Source organism: Bradyrhizobium sp. McL0616, assembly GCF_049993385.1.
Classification (GTDB): domain Bacteria; phylum Pseudomonadota; class Alphaproteobacteria; order Rhizobiales; family Xanthobacteraceae; genus Bradyrhizobium.
The window spans coordinates 698,242-714,027 of record NZ_CP188255.1 but is presented as its reverse complement, the minus strand read 5'-3'; the positions used below and the strand labels follow the sequence as shown (position 1 = coordinate 714,027).

Genomic DNA, 15,786 nt, shown 5'->3' with positions numbered 1-15,786 from the left:
ATCTCGCCTGATTTCTGCGAACTGACGACACACCAGCTCGATGGTGCGGACCTGCGTCGAATGCAGGCCCGCACCAAGTCTGTTTAGGACGATCGAAGGCAACAAAAGAGGCGGCCACCAATGATCGCCAGCGCTGTGTCCCCCGTTTCCAAAAGCGTCATCAACGAACCGCTTCTGGAGGATCGCTTTGCGGCCCTGGAAGTCGCGAGATCATGGAAGCCGCGCGTCCTGTCGCGCCTGGAATCGCTCATTCGGAACGGAACTGACCGCGACCTCTACCGGATCAATGCGCTGGCATTCGGGACCAAGACTGGCATCGCGGAGGCTGAAGCCATCGATCTGTTGGTTCACGCCGCGGCCATCGGCCTGTTCGAGATGGATTGGCTCCTGCTGTGCCCGATGTGCGCGTGCGTCGTCGAAAGCTTCAGAAGCTTGACCGGCGTGAACGAACGCTACCACTGCCCGATGTGCCGTTGCGACTACGACTCGACGCTTGATGAGTTCATCGCGATCACTTTTACGGTGTCGCCGGCCGTCAGAACGATTGTCTTCCACAAGATGTCGGATGTAACGGCAACGGACTATTGCTTCGAGTGTCGAATGACATCCGATGGGCTCCGACCCGATGGTCCGCCCATGGCCGCTGCTTTGAGATCCCTCTGCCAGGGCGTGCAATATTTGCCGCCAAACGCAGTCACGACTTTTCAGGCAGCGTCCGAAGGCGGCTACTATTTCGGCTTCGACGTCGATTCCCGGGCCTATTTTGAATATCTCGTTGAAGGCGCACCCTCGACCGAGTGGCAAACCATGCGTGTTCGTTACAGCCACGACGGCTGCGAGCCCTCCAGCCGTTCCGTTTTTCCCGGCCCGGTCACCTTCGAGATCGAGAATACGACTGGAAAGACCGGGCTGCTGACCATTTGCGCCATCCCGCCCGGAGCGGAGCGGACGGAGCTTCGTTACGCACCGTTTCTCACCGGCGCTCGCCTGCTGGTCACCCAGAGCTTCCGGGAGTTGTTTCGGTCTGAACTTATCCGGGCAGCCGAAGGGATCGGGGTGCGCGACGTGACCTTGCTTTTCACCGACCTCAAGGGATCGACCGCGCTATATGAACGGATAGGTGACCTGAAGGCGTTTTCACTGGTGCAGCAACACTTCGAACGGCTGCTTCACGTGACGGTTTCGAACAACGGCGCTGTGATCAAAACAATAGGCGACGCTGTTATGGCTGCGTTCGAGAGGCCATCGGACGCGGTTCGCTCAGGCATCGCGATGCGAGAGGAAATCAGGAGTTTCAATGAGCTGCGGCAAGGACAGGATATCGTCTTGAAGGTCGGTATCCATCGAGGTCCGTCAATCGCCGTAACGCTGAACGAGCGCCTCGACTATTTCGGCCAGACCGTCAATATCGCTGCTCGGGTACAGGGCCAGGCAAATGGCGACGAGATTTGCTTGAGTCGAGATGTTTTTGAGGCGCCGGGAGTGAGTGATCTGTTGTCTCAGTTTGCGGTATCGCAACAGGACATCATGCTCAAAGGCATTGACCGCCCAGTCATTGTCTTTCGAGCTGGCCCTTCAAAGCACGAGAGCTCATCAGCAGCATCTGCATAATCCGACCAGCTGCGCCACTTCCCTCGATACGGCGCATGTTGTCCAGGCGAAAGCCCGGACCTGATCCCCGCCACGGCGCAGGATGGCGGAGAGAGTGGGACTCCCTCCCCCCATGCATTCAGGCCGCGAAAACCAGCATAAAACAAGGATTCCTTACAAGGCCGGTCGGATTTTGTGACCACCGCCGTGTACCACCGATTCGGGCCTGCAGACCGTCAATCTCGGCCGATTTCGAGGCGTCTCAAAACGAGCCCATGAACAGATTCCTGATGCGAAGCCCAAGACTAGCGCGCGAATTCGTCGATTAAGGATCGGCAGCAGGCGTGCACCGGGACGCAATCATGCAGCATCTGCTTGTCAAGATGATCGTCGGCGCGCCGTGCGTCGCGCGTTCTGTACTGTACCGCCGAGGGTTCGACGATCGCGTAGCGCGAGATGTAGAGCGGGATGCGGTGCGCAAGCCGTCACAAAAGGGGACTGAAGGACTTGAGTGTTTTTCGCAAGATTGACCCCGCGATCGGCGTCCAACGCTGACTCTGGAGCACGATAGAACCACGAAGCCAACCTTGGACGCGGCTTTGCTGTTCGCGATTGTCACGTGCCCGTTTGGTGCGGCGACCCAACCTTCTACTGATTGCACGACGTATCTGATGGGGGCTGGCAAGAACCGTCGCCCGTTCCGCTACAGTGCCAACCTGGCGCACAGGTCTTGCAACGCAGGACCTGACCGCCCCTGAAACATGCTACCGCATTGGGAACGGCTTGTTGTGGACGAGCCTGGGGCGTCGGTTCAGGCCTGTTCGGCTCACGCGGACTCTCGTTCTGTTGGGCGAATCCGATAGCTGGAACGATCGTGAGGCCCGTCAACCCAACAAGAAGAACGGCAATCAACCTTCGGAAGTGCATCGTCGTCACTCTCCCTGGTAGGTCATGGGGGCCCGGAGCCCTTTGTCGCGGTCGCAATTGCGCCCGCCTGAACCCGCGCGTTATGTTGCGAAGCCGCCGCAGCCCCGAGCTGGGCAGCTTCCGTCTTCGATGGATACTTGCTGATTGGACCGAGGGTGATGATCAACTCGTTGGTGTAGCTGCGTTGCGCGCTGACGAGATTGGACGTCGCATTGGCGCTTAGGTGAACCAGCTTCCAGGCCGGTGTTGCATTCCCGCTATATGTTGCGACGAAATTTATGTCCTCGGTAAAAGTATTGTAGAGCGGCCAACTGGCTGGAGCCGTGGCTGCATTTCCGCCGAATGCGACCTCTGCCTTGTCATGGATGAACTGGACAATCTTCAGGTCACCATCGATCATGACGCCTTTCTGGTGCGCATCGCACGGTTGTGTGGCTGCAGCTTGTTGCAAGAGGATGCGATTTACGTAAGTGAACTGAATCGTCTCTGTCCGCGATGCACTGGCTGAACCTGACGCTCCCAGGGACACCGTAAAGGATTGAGCATTAGGAAGGGGGTTGATGAACGACACCCCGGGATTCAAGCTGCTTTGCTCCTGCGCCGTAATCGTCAGAGTGACGGCCGTACCCCACTCCCTGAGCCACGGCAGTCCGAAATCTTGATCTGCCTTGAGGAGTGCTTTTCCTATCTCGCAATACACGTGAACAACGATGTTGTTTTCGTAGTTTCCAAATCCCGATTCTTTGCCGCGCGGCGTATCGTCGATGGCCAGGCTCTTTTCGGGAACGTTCAGTCCGCACGAGCCGGCGAGCAGCCCGAAACAGACTACGACCGCTAGATGCGACCTGAGTTGCGAATGGAATTTTGCAGGATTATCCGAACGCAGCACAACGCGTCTCGGCATAACAGCGCCCCTCGAATAACGATGTAAGGCAACGCTAAACTGTCGCCATAAATTGAACCTTCCGGCGTGCTACCGCAATATGACGGCTACCGGTCCCCACCGACATTATGACGAAATAATCGGACGTAGCAATGCCGTTCGACGACAACCTGCGCGAATTTACGTTCAGGCATGCCAGCTTCCTCGCTGCGAAGAATTTGACCACGGAGAGTTTCGATGAAGATGCGATAAGCCGTCCGAGGCGGGCGCTATGTGAAGGCATCTCACGCGAATGCCCCTGTAAGCCAACTTTCGACGGTTCGCACCGTCCGGCGCTTACCGCTCGTTGGCGTAGGCGATCGTACTCAGCGCCTTATTGGCGTCGCCACGGCCTTGATAGAGGCCGAGCAATTCGCCTTTGTCGTCGATCGTCTCTACTCGATAGAGGGTCCAGCGCTTATCCTTGCCCTGCACGATACGGAAAGTCCGGCCATTGCGGCGGCAATAGAAGGCGGCGGAACCATCGATCGGGGTCCAACCACAATCAGCTCCGGAGAGGAAGCGCTGTTCGAGCTTTGCCCGCTCGTCTTCCTTCAGCTTGCGGTATCGCTCCTCCTGCTCTCGCCGTAGCCGCCCGTCCTCCCGCTCCAGATGCTCCTGAAGCATTCCGATGATTGCGCGCATCTCCGTGCCCTGCGCCTTTTCGGCGACATACAGCGCCAGGCAACCATCCCTGAGATCTTCGTTGGGATAGCTCGCGTGGGGCTCCTCCCAGATCGCGCGTAGACGCTGCTCCACGTCTGTCTTGGTGAGTTGCGGACCGGGGAGACGATTGAGAGAGGCGAGCAGGTCTTCCGTTGGTATCCAGCAAGGAGCAGCAGCCTGCGCCATCTCCTCCCGTTCGGCTTCCCACTTGCCCCACACCGAGCCGGCGCGATCGACCGCGTTCACGATGTCCCGCGCAAGTTTGTGCACGCTATGAGGATCGCGCAAATGCCGTAGCGACGGGCTCTTCACGTAGTCGAAGAGAAGCGAGGCCACGGCATACTGGCGGTCGGAGTTCATGCGCGGCCCCTCCGGTTCGTGCGCTCGACATCCTAGCAACTGAGGATGGTGGTCGACCAGAGCCTGCACGCCAAGGATTCGACGACCGGGTCACCCCGCGATGTCCGCCACAGGGCTTCGGCCGGCCTCAAACGCGATTAGAGAACCGGGTGAAGGCCGTCAGCCGCTGCACGCTCGGCTCGACCTCCTCCATGTAGATCTGGGTCCGCAGGAACGCGATCTCGTCGTCGAGAGCGGTCTCGTCGACGTCTACGAACCAGGACTTCGGTCGCCCGTCGCTACCGTCGTTCCAGCGGTAGCCCCTGCGTTTCAAGGAATCCTTGAGCTCGAATGCGGCGTGCTCCGCCCATACCCGCATCGTCGGTTTGCGGGCGGTCTCCAGCAGGAGGGCGAGCGCCGACGAGCCGATCGTCGGCAATTCGAACGCGAGTACCTCCAGCAACGCGTGGCAGTCGTCGACGGCACGGTGCCCCTGGTGGAAGTAGCCCGCGCCATTCAGGAGATAGCCGAGTTGTGCGCCGGCGAACCCGTGTTTGCGCCAGTCGATCTCGCTCATGCTGCAGCCCCAGGCCTTGTGCTCGAACACGGGCCAGTAACGTTCTGCAAACTTCCTGTCGAAAGCGCTGTTATGCGCGACCGTGAAAACTGCGGTTTCGGCGAAGGCCGCGACGGCCGCATCGTCGAATCTGTGACCAACAACCATTTCGTCGGTGATGCCGGTCAGTGCCGTCACCTCGGGCGGGATCGGGACGGAGGGCTCGTTGAAGGCGGAAAACGTGTCGCGGACGCCGACGATCCGCCCGTCCGCAGTGTAGTCGAACTTGACCATTCCGAGCTCGATGATCTCGTCCTTGGCGTGGTCGAGGCCGGTCGTCTCGGTGTCGAGCAGAATGCCGGTCCTGACGTCATGGCCCATGGCTGCCGGTATGTACGTTGGACGCGGGGCCAGGCGCCGCAGCACCCGGTAGTCGGCCGACCGGCTCAAGGCCTCGGCCATCGCTGCCATATCCGATGAGTTTTGAAACATCTCTTCTCGTGTTGTCCCTACCGATTAACCGGAAGCCCACGATACCGGGGGCGCCGGCCGGGAGGTATCCGAAAGACAGGCAATTCACGGCCTTTTCGGGAGTGTCGTGCAATTCCAAACTGTTGCGGGGTGAGTTCCTGGAGGCGCGCTCCTGCGGAGGTCCGAGTTGTCTCGCCACCCGGTATTGCTCGCCTGGCGTGCCCTGATCGGTCCTCCACATCGGCCGACTCTCCAGCGATCTCGGAGCCCAGCGTGTCTGAAACCTCTTGCGGCGAACTCTCCGGCGGCCGTTTGTCAGAAAAGGACGGTCGGCTGTCCTGATCCGTAGGATCTTGTTCGTTGTCCAAAGCAGGGCTCCATGGCGACATACGGGCAATCCCGGCCGGGCCGAGGAGACGACAGGGAAAACCGCAGCGAGGCTCCCGAGAGTGGTCGGCGCTACTCGCGACGAACTGAGCGCAAGGAGCGTGAGATGGCCTCCAGCAGTATGGTTACTCAAGTTACGGAAGCGCGGACCGGATCGACCATGATGGCGTGGCGCGTACATGAGTTTGGGCCGCCGCAGGTCATGCAGTTCGAGGCCCTCTCCCGTCCGGAGCCCGGGCCCGGCGAGGTCCTGGTCAAAGTTGCGGCTGCCGGAGTAGGCCCATGGGACGGCTGGATCAGAGCCGGAAAGAGCGCATTGCCGCAGCCGCTCCCGCTCACTCTGGGCTCGGACCTTTCAGGTGAAATCGTCGCCGTTGGGCCCGGAGTCTCGCAAGGACGTGCGGGAGAGCAGGTCTACGGTGTGACGAATCCGCGGTTCGTCGGGAGCTACGCCGAGTACGCGTTGGCTTCCGCGGAGATGGTCTCAGGCAAGCCGAACTCGCTAAGTCACGCCGAAGCCGCCTCCGTTCCCGTCATTGCCGTCACCGCATGGCAGGCGCTGTTCGACCACGCGCAACTCAGAGCGGGCCAAACCGTGGTCATTCACGGGGCGGCTGGCAACGTGGGATCCTACGCGGTCCAATTGGCCCGTCATGCGGGTGTGCAGATCATCGCAACGGTATCGACGGCCGATGCTTCCTTCGTGCGCAACCTTGGTGCCAACACGGTGATCGACTACCGGAGTCAGCGCTTTGAGAAGGAAGTGCGGGATGCGGACGCCGTCATCGATCTCGTCGGCGGCGAAACGCAAAGCCGCTCGTTCCAGGTCCTTCGTCGAGGCGGCAAGCTGATCTCGGCAGTGTCCCGCCCGGATCAGGATCTCGCAAAACACCACGGTGTGGAAGCCACCTTCTTTTTGGTCGACGTCACGAGCCGGTATCTGACGGAAATCGCTCGCCTTGTCGATGCTGGAGAACTGCGAACAAACGTCGGCGTGGTCTTGCCTCTCGCGGATGCGCGTGAGGCTCACTTGATGCTGGAGGGCGCGCGGCCCCGGCCAAAAGGAAAGATCGTGCTCGCGGTCGGAGCGGGCTGACCGATCTCGCGCAGCCAAGCCCATCGATTTTCGTTGAAAGGATAAAAAATGACACCCCGAACTCCCGCCCAGGCCCTCGTCATTCCCGATTCCTTGCTGGCGAAGGAGGCGACAGACGTACTGCGCGAGCATTCCACAGATCTGCTCTTCAATCACTCGATCCGGGTCTTCCTGTTCGCGGTGGAGCAGGGCCGTCAGAGGAAGCTGCGTTTTGACTCTGAACTTCTGTACGTGGCCGCCGCGTTCCACGATCTTGGTCTCGTCAAGAATTTCTCCAGCCCGGACGAACGCTTCGAGGTCGATGGCGCGAACGCCGCCCGACAGTTTCTGAGCGCCTACAACATTGCCGAAGACCAGGTGCAGAGGGTCTGGGAGGCGATCGCGCTGCACACGACCCCCGGCATTCCGAAGTACATGGATCCCGAGGTCGCGCTCCTCAATTCAGGTGTTCTGCTCGATGTCGTCGGGGTAGGGTTCGATCAGTTTCCCGCGGAGCTTCGCGAGGAGATCGTCGCCAAATATCCCCGCACGAATTTCAAGGAAGGCTTCGTTCGGGAGTATTTTGCCGGCTTTGCGCACAAGCCGGCGACCACGTACGGCACCGTCAACGCCGCGGTCTGCGAACGCTTCATGCCGGGGTTCAAGAGCCCCAATGCCTGCGACTTGATCGCGGGTTCGCCCTGGTCTCACTAGAAGAGGAGGTCATGATGTCGATCAGTGCATTCGCCAATCGGATAGCTGCGCTGTTACGCCCTTCAGCAATCACGCCCAGACAGGGAATAGAACTGCTACGAACGACGTTCTCGGCGGTCGTAGCAGTAGCCATTGCGGGAGCTTCGCCCGCGATCGCTCAGGATCGGGAGCAAGTCAAACTCGTCTTCGAGCACGCACTGCCCAACGTTGAAGGAAAGAGAATGGCTGCTGTCCTGGTGAGTTATCCGCCCGGGAGCAAATCGCTGCCTCACCGCCACGCAGCGTCGGCCTTCATCTACGCCTATGTGCTGTCGGGGGCCATCCGAAGCCAAGTCGGCGATGACCCTGCGCAGGTCTTTCGCGCAGGCGAGGGCTTTTACGAAACGCCAGGCTCACATCACAGGGTGAGCGAGAACGCGAGCGACACGGAGCCCGCCAGCTTGCTCGCGGTCTTCGTGGTCGATTCCAAAGACGAGGCATTGACGATCCCCGACAAGGACGCAGCACCGAGATGATGGCGCGATAGGCTCGCCTGTCCAGTCACCGCCTGGCCTTTGCACTGTGTGAACGACATGCATAATAAGGCGCCTGACTGGAAAGGCGGCAAAGGTGCCGGTACAAGCTGTCGCGATCGTCGTCTACGAGGGGTTCCAGGCCTTGGACGTGGCCGGGCCGATGGACGTGTTCAGCGAGGCGAACACATTTCTCGACAGTGCCGACCGCTATGAACCCGTACTCGTTGCTGCTCACCACGATCCGCTGCGCGCCTCGAACGGCGTACGGCTTATTGCCGATCTAACGCTTGAGGAGGCGACGGGTGGTTTCGACATAGTTCTGGTGGCCGGCACGCCCACCCCACCTGAAACGGAGCCCGACCCGCACTTGCTTCAGTGGGTCAAGGAGCTGCCGTGGCGGTCGAGCCTCTATGGATCGATCTGCACCGGGGCTTTTGTCCTTGGCTATGCCGGTCTGCTGGATGATCGACGTGTCACGACCCATTGGCAGGATGCGCAGGCGCTGGCGACCAGGTTCCCCAGAGCAAAAGTAGAACCGGATTTGATCTATGTCCGAGATGGGCGGCTGATCACCGCGGCGGGTGTGACCGCGGGAATAGATCTGGGGTTGGCGCTGGTCGGGCAGCGGCACGGCGCGGAAACGGCGCTCAAAGTGGCCAAGCGGCTGGTCGTAGTCGCCCAGCGCCAAGGCGGACAGTCTCAATTCAGCCCCTATCTCACGGCGCCTGCCGATCCGGAATCGCCTATCGCCCGTATTCAGGACCATGTGATGGCGAACGTCGGGGATCGCCACTCGCTTGAGTCCCTTGCCGCTGTTGTCGGGATGAGCGCCCGAAATCTTGCCCGGCATTTTGTGCAGGCGACCGGGATCACGCCGCACGAATTCATTGAGCGCGCCCGCATCGATGCGGCGCGCATGATGCTGGAGGGAAGCGACCGGCCGCTGAAGGCGGTTGCATTCGACTGCGGCTTCGGCTCGGCGGATCGGATGAGGATCGTGTTCACCGCCCGTCTTGGCGTCAGCCCCATCCAATATCGCGCGAGCTTCCGGCGGACGACACCGGAATAGACCGCGTGGCTCCCCGGCAAGGCAACGCTCGCGATCCTGCTTCCTCTGCGAAGCGTCATGTCAGGAAAAGACGGGCGGCTGTCCTGATCCGCGGGATGCCCTTCCTTGTGCGGAGCCGTGCCCGGTTGGCAAATAGGGGCAAGCAACCAGCCCGCTACGCAAACAAGGAGAGCGCTCCATGTCCGAGATCATCGCCGGCATCCGCCTACCTGACAGTGCCATCGCCCGCGCGGCCACGCAACTCGTGCGCGATACCGAAGACGACCTGCTCTACAATCACAGTCGCCGCGTCTTCCTTTGGGGCGCGCTCACTGCCGAGCGCCACGGCCTGAAGTACGAGCCAGAGCTGCTTTACCTCGGCGCCATGTTCCACGACATGGGCCTCACTGAGAAGCATTCCAGCCCCGACCTGCGCTTCGAGGTGGACGGTGCCAATGCCGCGCGCGATTTCATGAACAGCTACGGCCTGCCGGAGCGTGAAATCGAGGATGTCTGGACCGCGATCGCGCTCCACACCACGCCCGGTATTCCCGAGCATATGCGCCCCACCATCGCGCTGGTCACCGCGGGTGTGGAAATGGATGTGCTCGGGATCGCCTATCACGATTTCACGCGTGAGCAGCGCGACCATGTCTGCGTCCACCATCCCCGCGAGACGAACTTCAAGGAGAACATCATAGATCACTTCGCCAAGGGCATCATCAAGAAGCCCCTGACCACGTTCGGGAACGTGAAGGCTGATGTTCTTGCGCTGAAGGACATCAGCTATGTCCGCCAGAACTTCTGTTCGATCATTCTCGGGTCGGCCTGGCCGAACTGAGCTTCGTTGCTGGACCGGAGTAAATCCAATGAGCGTCATGCGGGACTAGGATGTGTGGACCTGAAAACGCCGTAGTCGGACAGAGCGAGGCGTGCGGCGCTGCGCAGAGCCCGATCGACGCGATCATGACCCGCCGGATCGCGTGCCGTGACTTTTGCGATGCTCCGGTCCCGCGACGGACGATCGAGCAGATACTCAACGTCGCTCGCGCCAAGCGGTGCGAACATTCAGCCCTGGCATGTCTACGTTCTGAGTGGTGCCGCCAAGGCCAACGTCTCGGCGGCGCTGCTAAACGCGCATGAAACATGCAGAGACGAGCACGTTTCGGAATACAAATATTACGCAAGCGAGTTACCTGATCCATACCTGAAACGACGACAGGAATTCGGGCGGCTGTTCTACGGGTCGCTGGGAATCCGCCAGGCCGATGCCGAGGCAAGAAGCAGGCAGACCGCTAAGAATTACGCGTTCTTCGGAGCGCCCGTGGGACTGATCGTGACGATCGACCGCCGGCTGGAAGCTGGAAGCTGGCTCGATCTCGGCATGTTCGTCCAGAACGTGATGCTCGCTGCAGCGGGACGCGGACTTCAGTCGTGTCCGCAGGAGACGTTCTCGAAATATCACCGGATCTTGCGCCCCCTGCTCTCGATTCCGGAGGAGCAGTTGGTGGTGTGCGGCATCTCGGTCGGGAAGCCCGCAGTCGAGGGACATCGATTGATGCCGCGGGCGCATGTGGATGAGTTCGCGACGTTCTTGGGAATGGAAGCGTAAGTGACAATCAACGGAGGAGATCGCCATGGCGAGTCGAGCAGAACTGATCCAGCGTAGCATTTCTTTTCTCCGCGAAGTGACGGATATGACGCCCGGGGCCGATATGGAGCGCTGGCTCAACGAGACGTACGGCGAAAGCAGCGCGCTCTATCGGGATCTTTCTCGTCTGATCAAGATCGGGGTCGAGGAGGGCTGGGCGGCGAACCAGGAGGTGGACGGCCCGAACTACCGCCGCAGCCGCATCGTCGAGCCGACTGCCGAAACCTTCCAATTCAGCCTCACGGCGGTCTACATGAACAGCGCTGCTCCCCGCCAGTTCAAGGACGAGGACGACCACGACGTGCTGCGCGGGCAGTATCACGGTCATCCCTATGGCGAGATCAACCTTGTGGTGCCGTTGAACAGGGGCGCGGAGTTGAAGGGGTTGCAGGGCTGGCAGGGACCCGGCTGGACGGCGCCCGAACCAGGCAGCAGGCACTTTCCGGAGGTCAGGGGCGGTGCAGTGATCGCGCTGTTCTATCTCCCGGCCGGACGCATCTCGTACGATTTCAAGGCTCCCGCCGGCTAGGTGCAAACAGCGCAAACGAAGGCTGTTGCGCCGTCAGGCCTCGCCAGGTCCGGAGAAGATCGTCGCGGGCGGTGTCGTGCGCGGCAGCGGAAGCGGGCGCTCGACCGAGTGCGCGGGGCGCGAGCCTCCTTTGGTGTCGTACCGTTTGGTCAGATCGAGCAGGCGTCGCCTGGTGAAAGGGTCGGCCTTCTCGGCGATGGTCCGGACCCGATCGGCGAGACCCCGATAGAATTCCTGCTCCATGACGTAACCCCGCAGCATCACCGATTGCAGGAATTGAGAACGTGAGAGGCCGGGAAGTCAAGGCACGGACACGCCCTTGCTTCGGTGGTCAGGTGGTCGACGCTCTCCGGAGTGCGTCCCGCTCCAGGCAGAGATCGTCGATTTTCGCGCGCATGCTCGAGAGTAGCAGCTCGGCCGAGGCCGTCGCGAGGCCGGCCCGCTGAAGCATCCGAATCTCGCTCTCCTGAGCACGGATTTGTCCGCGCATCCGGGCGATCTCGTTGCGGACCCAGTGCAGCTTCACAGCGCGCTCAAATCGTCCGGAATGTCGCCGAACTTCCGGATCAGTTTGGCGTCGCTGAAGTCGCCGCTCGACGGATCGCCGGTCCGCGAAAACGCGACGGCGCCCGCGTTGCCGGGCTTCCGGGAAAGCGCCTCCGCACGCATCACGGCGGCATTGGCGCTCAGGCATTCCGCCGCCTCGCCAGCGGCTACGCCGTCGTCGGAGAAAACGAACGGTAGAGCGACGTAATAGGTCACGTCAGTCATCTAGTTCACCTCTCTGTCCCCGCGCCCCTGGAAGCCGCCCCGGGCGTAGCCGGCCGAGACCTTCGTCCGGATCTCGTCGAGCTGGGTTTCGAGGAAGTCGTTGGTCACGATCAACGCCTTCACGGCCTCCCTCGCATCGCCGCCACAGGCCGCGACGGCCTGGTCAGCGGCGACCTCCAGATCGACGAAGGCCTGTTGGCCCTGCTCGGATGACGCGCTCATCCAATTATGTTCCCGTTTCGTTCGAGCGAGTCAAGATGGGCGCAGATGAGATTCCGCTCGCGCAGCGGCCAATGCGGATGAATCTCGGGGATGGGCGGGTGAGGTGTCGGAACCGGCGGTCCTCGTTCGTCTTGAGTCCGAAAGTCCCCGTACCTGGAGTATCGCGTTCATGGCTCCCCGCGCCAACTGGAAGGGTTTCCTTCGGCTGTCCCTCGTCACCTGCCCGGTGGCGCTCTATCCGGCCACGTCCGAGAGCGAGAAGGTCTCGTTCAACCAGCTTAACCGAGCTACGGGCCATCGCATCAAATATCTCAAGGTCGACGCCGACACCGGCGATGAGGTGCCCAACGAGGACATCGTCAAGGGCTACAAGGTGGACACCGACACGTTCATCGAGGTGACCAAGGAGGAGCTCGAGAACGTCGCCCTGGAATCCACCCGGACCATCGAGATCGACGAGTTTGTCGACAAGACCGACATCGATCCGCGCTACCTCATCCGCCCCTATTATCTGCGTCCGGACGGCAAGGTCGGGCACGACGCCTTCGCGGTGATCCGGGAGACGATCCGCGACATGGACAAGGTCGCGATCGGTCGCGTCGTGCTGACTAACCGCGAGCACATCATCGCGCTCGAGCCGCTCGACAAGGGTCTGATGGGCACGCTGCTGCGCTACCCCTACGAAGTGCGGGACCCCGCCGAATACTTCGACGAGATCCAGGATGTCAAAGTTACGAAGGACATGCTCGACCTGGCCAGGCACATCGTGAACCAGAAAGCGGGATCGTTCGAGCCCGAAAAGTTCGAGGACCAGTACGAAACGGCTCTCGTCGACCTGATCAACCAGAAGCGCGCCGGCAAGCCGATCGTGGCGAAGGACCGGCCGAAGGGCGAGAACGTCGTCGATCTGATGGAGGCGCTGCGGCGTAGCGTCGGTGGGGAGAAGTCCGCGGAGGCGGCTCCCGCTCCGAAGAAGCCGGCCAAGAAGGCCAAGAAGGCGGCCGCGGGGCAAAAGGAAATGCTGATGCCGATCGCCGGCAAGAAGCCGGCGAAGGAAGCCTCGGCGAAGAAGCCTGCCGCGGGGGCGCGGCGGAAGTCGGCTTGAAGTATCCGGTGACGCCGGACGGACGCTACTTCGCCGTCCGCGGCCGCCTCTGGCGCATGACCGATCCGGCGATCAACGAGGAAGAACGCTCTAAGCTCACGAAGCAGCTGATGGCGGCCAGACGCGCGGTCCGGGACGCCAAGGCAGAAGCAGATGCGGACGCCGAGGCCGCGGCGCATCGCGCAGTAGACCGCGCCAAACGAGGCCTCGGCGAACGCGGTCTGGTCTGGTGGAAGGATGGCGCTCCGGACCTCAACAGACACATGGCGAAGAACACGCCCTATGCCGAATGGTACGCCCGCCTTTCGCGGTCGCGCAGGTGAGCCATGCCGCGAAAACTGAAGACCTACCAGACCTCGCTCGGATTCTACGATCTCGCGATCGCGGCGCCCGTTCAGTGGCGGGACCCTGACGGCATCCCGGCCGCCATCATGGCGACGACGAAAAAATTGCGAATCTTGGAAAAAGTTTCAAGGGGGCCCACGCAAAAAAATCGTGGTTCTCATCCCGATCTCAGCATCTCGCAAAAGCGCTCAATTCTCGCATCATGGGCGTCTGACGCTTCGGCGATTGCGTCCTGTCCCGCGCGGCCGCACGGCGCCCCGCGCGTTGCGGAATTTCTTCCGGGAAGCGGCATCATCCGTCCACACCATGGCCCTTCGCACAACCCGAATCGGGAAAAAGAGGAACATCGGCGCTGTCAGCAAGTTGTGACGGGCCACACTGGAGGACGACATGAACAAGAAAATTCTTCTGCTGCTGACGGCCACTTCGCTTCTGACTGCTCCGTCGTTCGCACAAAATCCGCCTGCAACCGATCGGCCCAACAACGGCGCGGTCAACAGTTCGGGTCAGAACAATTCCAACGAGCCGGTCTCGGGCGCCAACAGTTTCACCGAGGGCCAGGCCAAGTCGAAGATCGAGCAGGCGGGCTACAGCAACGTCACTTCGCTGAAGAAGGACGACAACGGCGTCTGGCGTGCCAAGGCCAGCAAGGGCGGCACCTCGACCGCCGTCAGCCTCGACTTTCAGGGCAACGTGAACGCCGCCAAGTGACCACGTGCGCAACAGCGATCAACGAGAAGGATTCAAAATGACCGTTACGATTTCACGTTTGTACGATAACTACTCTGACGCGCAGCGGGCGGTGTCGAGTCTGGAGGCGGCCGGCGTGCCGCATTCGGATCTGAGCATCGTCGCCAACAATTCCGACAGTTGGTACGGCACCGACAAGAAGGTCGATCGCGACCGTGACGGGGTCGACGATCGTGCCGAGGGTGCTGCGACGGGCGCTGGCGTGGGCGCCGGCATTGGCGGTGCCGCGGGCCTGCTCGCAGGTCTCGGCCTGTTGGCGATCCCGGGCCTCGGCCCGGTCGTAGCCGCCGGATGGCTGGCGTCGACCGCACTGGGCGCCGTGGCTGGCGGTGCGACGGGCGGCGTGGTCGGAGCATTGACGCAGGCCGGCGTTTCCGAGGAGGAAGCTCCGCTCTACGCCGAAGGCGTAAGGCGAGGCGGCACAATGGTTTCGGCTCGCGTACCCGACGCCGACCGTGCGCGCTACGAAGCGATCTTGAATCAATCTGCGGTCAATCTGCGCGACCGCAGCGCCGCCTGGCAGAAGGCCGGATGGAAGAGCTACGACCCATCGGCGCAGCCGTATGGTGCCGACGAGGTGCGGCGAGAGCGCCAACTCTACGGCACCGGCCTGCGATGACTGTTCGGCGGCCCGCCTCGGCGGGCCGCCTTTTCGTGTCCTTTTTCGTGTTTGTTTGCGACGCCCGTTCGTTGCGGTGTAGGCGGCCGCAGGCCCCTTCGGGTCGCAGTGCTACGCGAACGGAAGCCGGTCCACCTGCTTCCAAGGCCCATTCAGATACTCCCAAACGAGAAGTCCTGTCACCGCGCCGGCGCGGACCGCGAACTTGTTCGCCAACTCTCGATGGAGGCGCTGCGCGGCGTCCGCCGGCACCTTGTTCTGAATGGTAACGTGGGGCTGCCACGTCTGGCTGTCCTGATGGGAAAACTCACCGCCCATCACGTCCCGTACTGCGGCCCGTAGCCGAGCGAGTTCGGAGGACGCGACCCGAACGGCGACGCCGAAGCCCAGCTGGAGCAGTCCGTCGCAGAGGATGGGCACGGGGCCCGCCGGCGCGGCCAGACCGCTCAGGCGGGCTGTCTGCGCCGAGGACAGCTGGTGGAAGAACGTGAGATGGGCCGGCAGCAGGTTGCGGTCCGACGGAAAGTGAAGCCGTCGGAGGCCGTCGAGCCAGGCGAAGCTGTCGGGATCCAGCTCGGCAGTCA

General features: G+C 61.7%; 20 protein-coding genes. 13 read left to right on the top strand and 7 right to left on the bottom strand.

Annotated features, from left to right (window positions below; genetic code table 11):
• Nucleotides 1-120: 120 nt before the first annotated feature.
• Nucleotides 121-1,611, top strand: a complete 1,491-nt coding sequence (locus tag ACPPVR_RS03425; RefSeq protein WP_426612875.1) for a DUF5939 domain-containing protein — start codon at nt 121-123, stop codon at nt 1,609-1,611.
• Between the two features lie 341 nt (nt 1,612-1,952).
• Nucleotides 1,953-2,120 (top strand): hypothetical protein, encoded by a 168-nt coding sequence (locus ACPPVR_RS03420; RefSeq protein ID WP_426612874.1) that lies wholly within the window; start codon nt 1,953-1,955, stop codon nt 2,118-2,120.
• A 419-nt stretch (nt 2,121-2,539) separates the two neighbouring features.
• On the opposite strand, the gene ACPPVR_RS03415 is transcribed toward ACPPVR_RS03420, so the two are convergent.
• The 3 genes from ACPPVR_RS03415 to ACPPVR_RS03405 all read right to left on the bottom strand — a co-directional run bounded on the left by ACPPVR_RS03415 (nt 2,540) and on the right by ACPPVR_RS03405 (nt 5,462).
• The gene (locus ACPPVR_RS03415) at nt 2,540-3,406 is read right to left on the bottom strand and encodes a hypothetical protein (protein WP_426612873.1); all 867 of its coding nucleotides are present in this window, start codon (nt 3,404-3,406) and stop codon (nt 2,540-2,542) included.
• Nucleotides 3,407-3,736: 330 nt separating this feature from the next.
• Nucleotides 3,737-4,465 carry a hypothetical protein gene (locus ACPPVR_RS03410; protein WP_426612872.1) on the bottom strand — a complete coding sequence of 243 codons (729 nt, stop codon included), beginning with the start codon at nt 4,463-4,465 and terminating at the stop codon, nt 3,737-3,739.
• A gap of 127 nt (nt 4,466-4,592) precedes the next feature.
• The gene (locus ACPPVR_RS03405) at nt 4,593-5,462 is read right to left on the bottom strand and encodes a 3'-5' exonuclease (protein ID WP_426612871.1); all 870 of its coding nucleotides are present in this window, start codon (nt 5,460-5,462) and stop codon (nt 4,593-4,595) included.
• 502 nt (nt 5,463-5,964) lie between these two features.
• Between ACPPVR_RS03405 and ACPPVR_RS03400 the strand changes: the two genes are divergently transcribed.
• From ACPPVR_RS03400 to ACPPVR_RS03370, 7 genes are all read left to right on the top strand, one after another.
• Nucleotides 5,965-6,954 carry an NADP-dependent oxidoreductase gene (locus ACPPVR_RS03400; protein WP_426612870.1) on the top strand — a complete coding sequence of 330 codons (990 nt, stop codon included), beginning with the start codon at nt 5,965-5,967 and terminating at the stop codon, nt 6,952-6,954.
• Nucleotides 6,955-7,002: 48 nt separating this feature from the next.
• Nucleotides 7,003-7,647, top strand: a complete 645-nt coding sequence (locus ACPPVR_RS03395; RefSeq protein WP_426612869.1) for an HD domain-containing protein — start codon at nt 7,003-7,005, stop codon at nt 7,645-7,647.
• An 11-nt stretch (nt 7,648-7,658) separates the two neighbouring features.
• A complete protein-coding gene (locus tag ACPPVR_RS03390; protein ID WP_426612868.1) occupies nt 7,659-8,162 on the top strand; it encodes a cupin domain-containing protein in 504 nt (167 codons plus the stop codon).
• A gap of 94 nt (nt 8,163-8,256) precedes the next feature.
• Nucleotides 8,257-9,231 carry a GlxA family transcriptional regulator gene (locus tag ACPPVR_RS03385; protein ID WP_426612867.1) on the top strand — a complete coding sequence of 325 codons (975 nt, stop codon included), beginning with the start codon at nt 8,257-8,259 and terminating at the stop codon, nt 9,229-9,231.
• Between the two features lie 178 nt (nt 9,232-9,409).
• Entirely contained in the window at nt 9,410-10,051 is a 642-nt protein-coding gene (locus ACPPVR_RS03380) for an HD domain-containing protein (RefSeq protein ID WP_426612866.1), read from the top strand.
• 159 nt (nt 10,052-10,210) lie between these two features.
• Nucleotides 10,211-10,822, top strand: coding sequence for a nitroreductase (locus ACPPVR_RS03375; protein ID WP_426612865.1), 612 nt, complete (start codon nt 10,211-10,213; stop codon nt 10,820-10,822).
• A gap of 25 nt (nt 10,823-10,847) precedes the next feature.
• Nucleotides 10,848-11,390 (top strand): DUF4863 family protein, encoded by a 543-nt coding sequence (locus ACPPVR_RS03370; RefSeq protein ID WP_426612864.1) that lies wholly within the window; start codon nt 10,848-10,850, stop codon nt 11,388-11,390.
• Nucleotides 11,391-11,423: 33 nt separating this feature from the next.
• Here the strand turns inward: ACPPVR_RS03370 and ACPPVR_RS03365 are convergent, their stop codons facing one another.
• The 3 genes from ACPPVR_RS03365 to ACPPVR_RS03355 form a co-directional block, all read right to left on the bottom strand.
• A complete protein-coding gene (locus tag ACPPVR_RS03365) occupies nt 11,424-11,633 on the bottom strand; it encodes a hypothetical protein (RefSeq protein WP_426616321.1) in 210 nt (69 codons plus the stop codon).
• A 279-nt stretch (nt 11,634-11,912) separates the two neighbouring features.
• Nucleotides 11,913-12,161, bottom strand: coding sequence for a hypothetical protein (locus tag ACPPVR_RS03360; protein WP_426612863.1), 249 nt, complete (start codon nt 12,159-12,161; stop codon nt 11,913-11,915).
• Nucleotides 12,162-12,383 (bottom strand): hypothetical protein, encoded by a 222-nt coding sequence (locus ACPPVR_RS03355; protein ID WP_426612862.1) that lies wholly within the window; start codon nt 12,381-12,383, stop codon nt 12,162-12,164.
• 169 nt (nt 12,384-12,552) lie between these two features.
• Here ACPPVR_RS03355 and ACPPVR_RS03350 point away from each other — a divergent pair, with 169 nt between their 5' ends.
• The 4 genes from ACPPVR_RS03350 (at nt 12,553) to ACPPVR_RS03335 (ending at nt 15,202) form a co-directional block, all read left to right on the top strand.
• Complete coding sequence (locus ACPPVR_RS03350) at nt 12,553-13,488, top strand: Ku protein (RefSeq protein WP_426612861.1); 936 nt, start codon at nt 12,553-12,555, stop codon at nt 13,486-13,488.
• The gene (locus ACPPVR_RS03345; RefSeq protein WP_426612860.1) at nt 13,485-13,811 is read left to right on the top strand and encodes a hypothetical protein; all 327 of its coding nucleotides are present in this window, start codon (nt 13,485-13,487) and stop codon (nt 13,809-13,811) included. The genes ACPPVR_RS03350 and ACPPVR_RS03345 overlap by 4 nt, the downstream gene beginning before the upstream one ends.
• Nucleotides 13,812-14,223: 412 nt before the next feature.
• Nucleotides 14,224-14,544 (top strand): hypothetical protein, encoded by a 321-nt coding sequence (locus ACPPVR_RS03340; RefSeq protein ID WP_426612859.1) that lies wholly within the window; start codon nt 14,224-14,226, stop codon nt 14,542-14,544.
• 37 nt (nt 14,545-14,581) lie between these two features.
• Complete coding sequence (locus ACPPVR_RS03335; protein ID WP_426612858.1) at nt 14,582-15,202, top strand: general stress protein; 621 nt, start codon at nt 14,582-14,584, stop codon at nt 15,200-15,202.
• A gap of 111 nt (nt 15,203-15,313) precedes the next feature.
• On the opposite strand, the gene ACPPVR_RS03330 is transcribed toward ACPPVR_RS03335, so the two are convergent.
• Nucleotides 15,314-15,709, bottom strand: coding sequence for a 2'-5' RNA ligase family protein (locus ACPPVR_RS03330; protein WP_426616320.1), 396 nt, complete (start codon nt 15,707-15,709; stop codon nt 15,314-15,316).
• Nucleotides 15,710-15,786 lie beyond the last annotated feature (77 nt).

What these genes read in the sequence shown, in the direction of transcription:
- ACPPVR_RS03425 (WP_426612875.1), top strand. Translation starts at nt 121, where the DNA reads ATGATCGCCAGCGCTGTGTCCCCCGTTTCCAAAAGCGTCATCAACGAA.
- ACPPVR_RS03420 (WP_426612874.1), top strand. Translation starts at nt 1,953, where the DNA reads ATGCAGCATCTGCTTGTCAAGATGATCGTCGGCGCGCCGTGCGTCGCG.
- ACPPVR_RS03410 (WP_426612872.1), bottom strand. Translation starts at nt 4,465, where the DNA reads ATGAACTCCGACCGCCAGTATGCCGTGGCCTCGCTTCTCTTCGACTAC.
- ACPPVR_RS03405 (WP_426612871.1), bottom strand. Translation starts at nt 5,462, where the DNA reads ATGGCCGAGGCCTTGAGCCGGTCGGCCGACTACCGGGTGCTGCGGCGC.
- ACPPVR_RS03400 (WP_426612870.1), top strand. Translation starts at nt 5,965, where the DNA reads ATGGCCTCCAGCAGTATGGTTACTCAAGTTACGGAAGCGCGGACCGGA.
- ACPPVR_RS03395 (WP_426612869.1), top strand. Translation starts at nt 7,003, where the DNA reads ATGACACCCCGAACTCCCGCCCAGGCCCTCGTCATTCCCGATTCCTTG.
- ACPPVR_RS03390 (WP_426612868.1), top strand. Translation starts at nt 7,659, where the DNA reads ATGATGTCGATCAGTGCATTCGCCAATCGGATAGCTGCGCTGTTACGC.
- ACPPVR_RS03380 (WP_426612866.1), top strand. Translation starts at nt 9,410, where the DNA reads ATGTCCGAGATCATCGCCGGCATCCGCCTACCTGACAGTGCCATCGCC.
- ACPPVR_RS03375 (WP_426612865.1), top strand. Translation starts at nt 10,211, where the DNA reads ATGCTCCGGTCCCGCGACGGACGATCGAGCAGATACTCAACGTCGCTC.
- ACPPVR_RS03370 (WP_426612864.1), top strand. Translation starts at nt 10,848, where the DNA reads ATGGCGAGTCGAGCAGAACTGATCCAGCGTAGCATTTCTTTTCTCCGC.
- ACPPVR_RS03365 (WP_426616321.1), bottom strand. Translation starts at nt 11,633, where the DNA reads ATGGAGCAGGAATTCTATCGGGGTCTCGCCGATCGGGTCCGGACCATC.
- ACPPVR_RS03360 (WP_426612863.1), bottom strand. Translation starts at nt 12,161, where the DNA reads ATGACTGACGTGACCTATTACGTCGCTCTACCGTTCGTTTTCTCCGAC.
- ACPPVR_RS03355 (WP_426612862.1), bottom strand. Translation starts at nt 12,383, where the DNA reads ATGAGCGCGTCATCCGAGCAGGGCCAACAGGCCTTCGTCGATCTGGAG.
- ACPPVR_RS03350 (WP_426612861.1), top strand. Translation starts at nt 12,553, where the DNA reads ATGGCTCCCCGCGCCAACTGGAAGGGTTTCCTTCGGCTGTCCCTCGTC.
- ACPPVR_RS03340 (WP_426612859.1), top strand. Translation starts at nt 14,224, where the DNA reads ATGAACAAGAAAATTCTTCTGCTGCTGACGGCCACTTCGCTTCTGACT.
- ACPPVR_RS03335 (WP_426612858.1), top strand. Translation starts at nt 14,582, where the DNA reads ATGACCGTTACGATTTCACGTTTGTACGATAACTACTCTGACGCGCAG.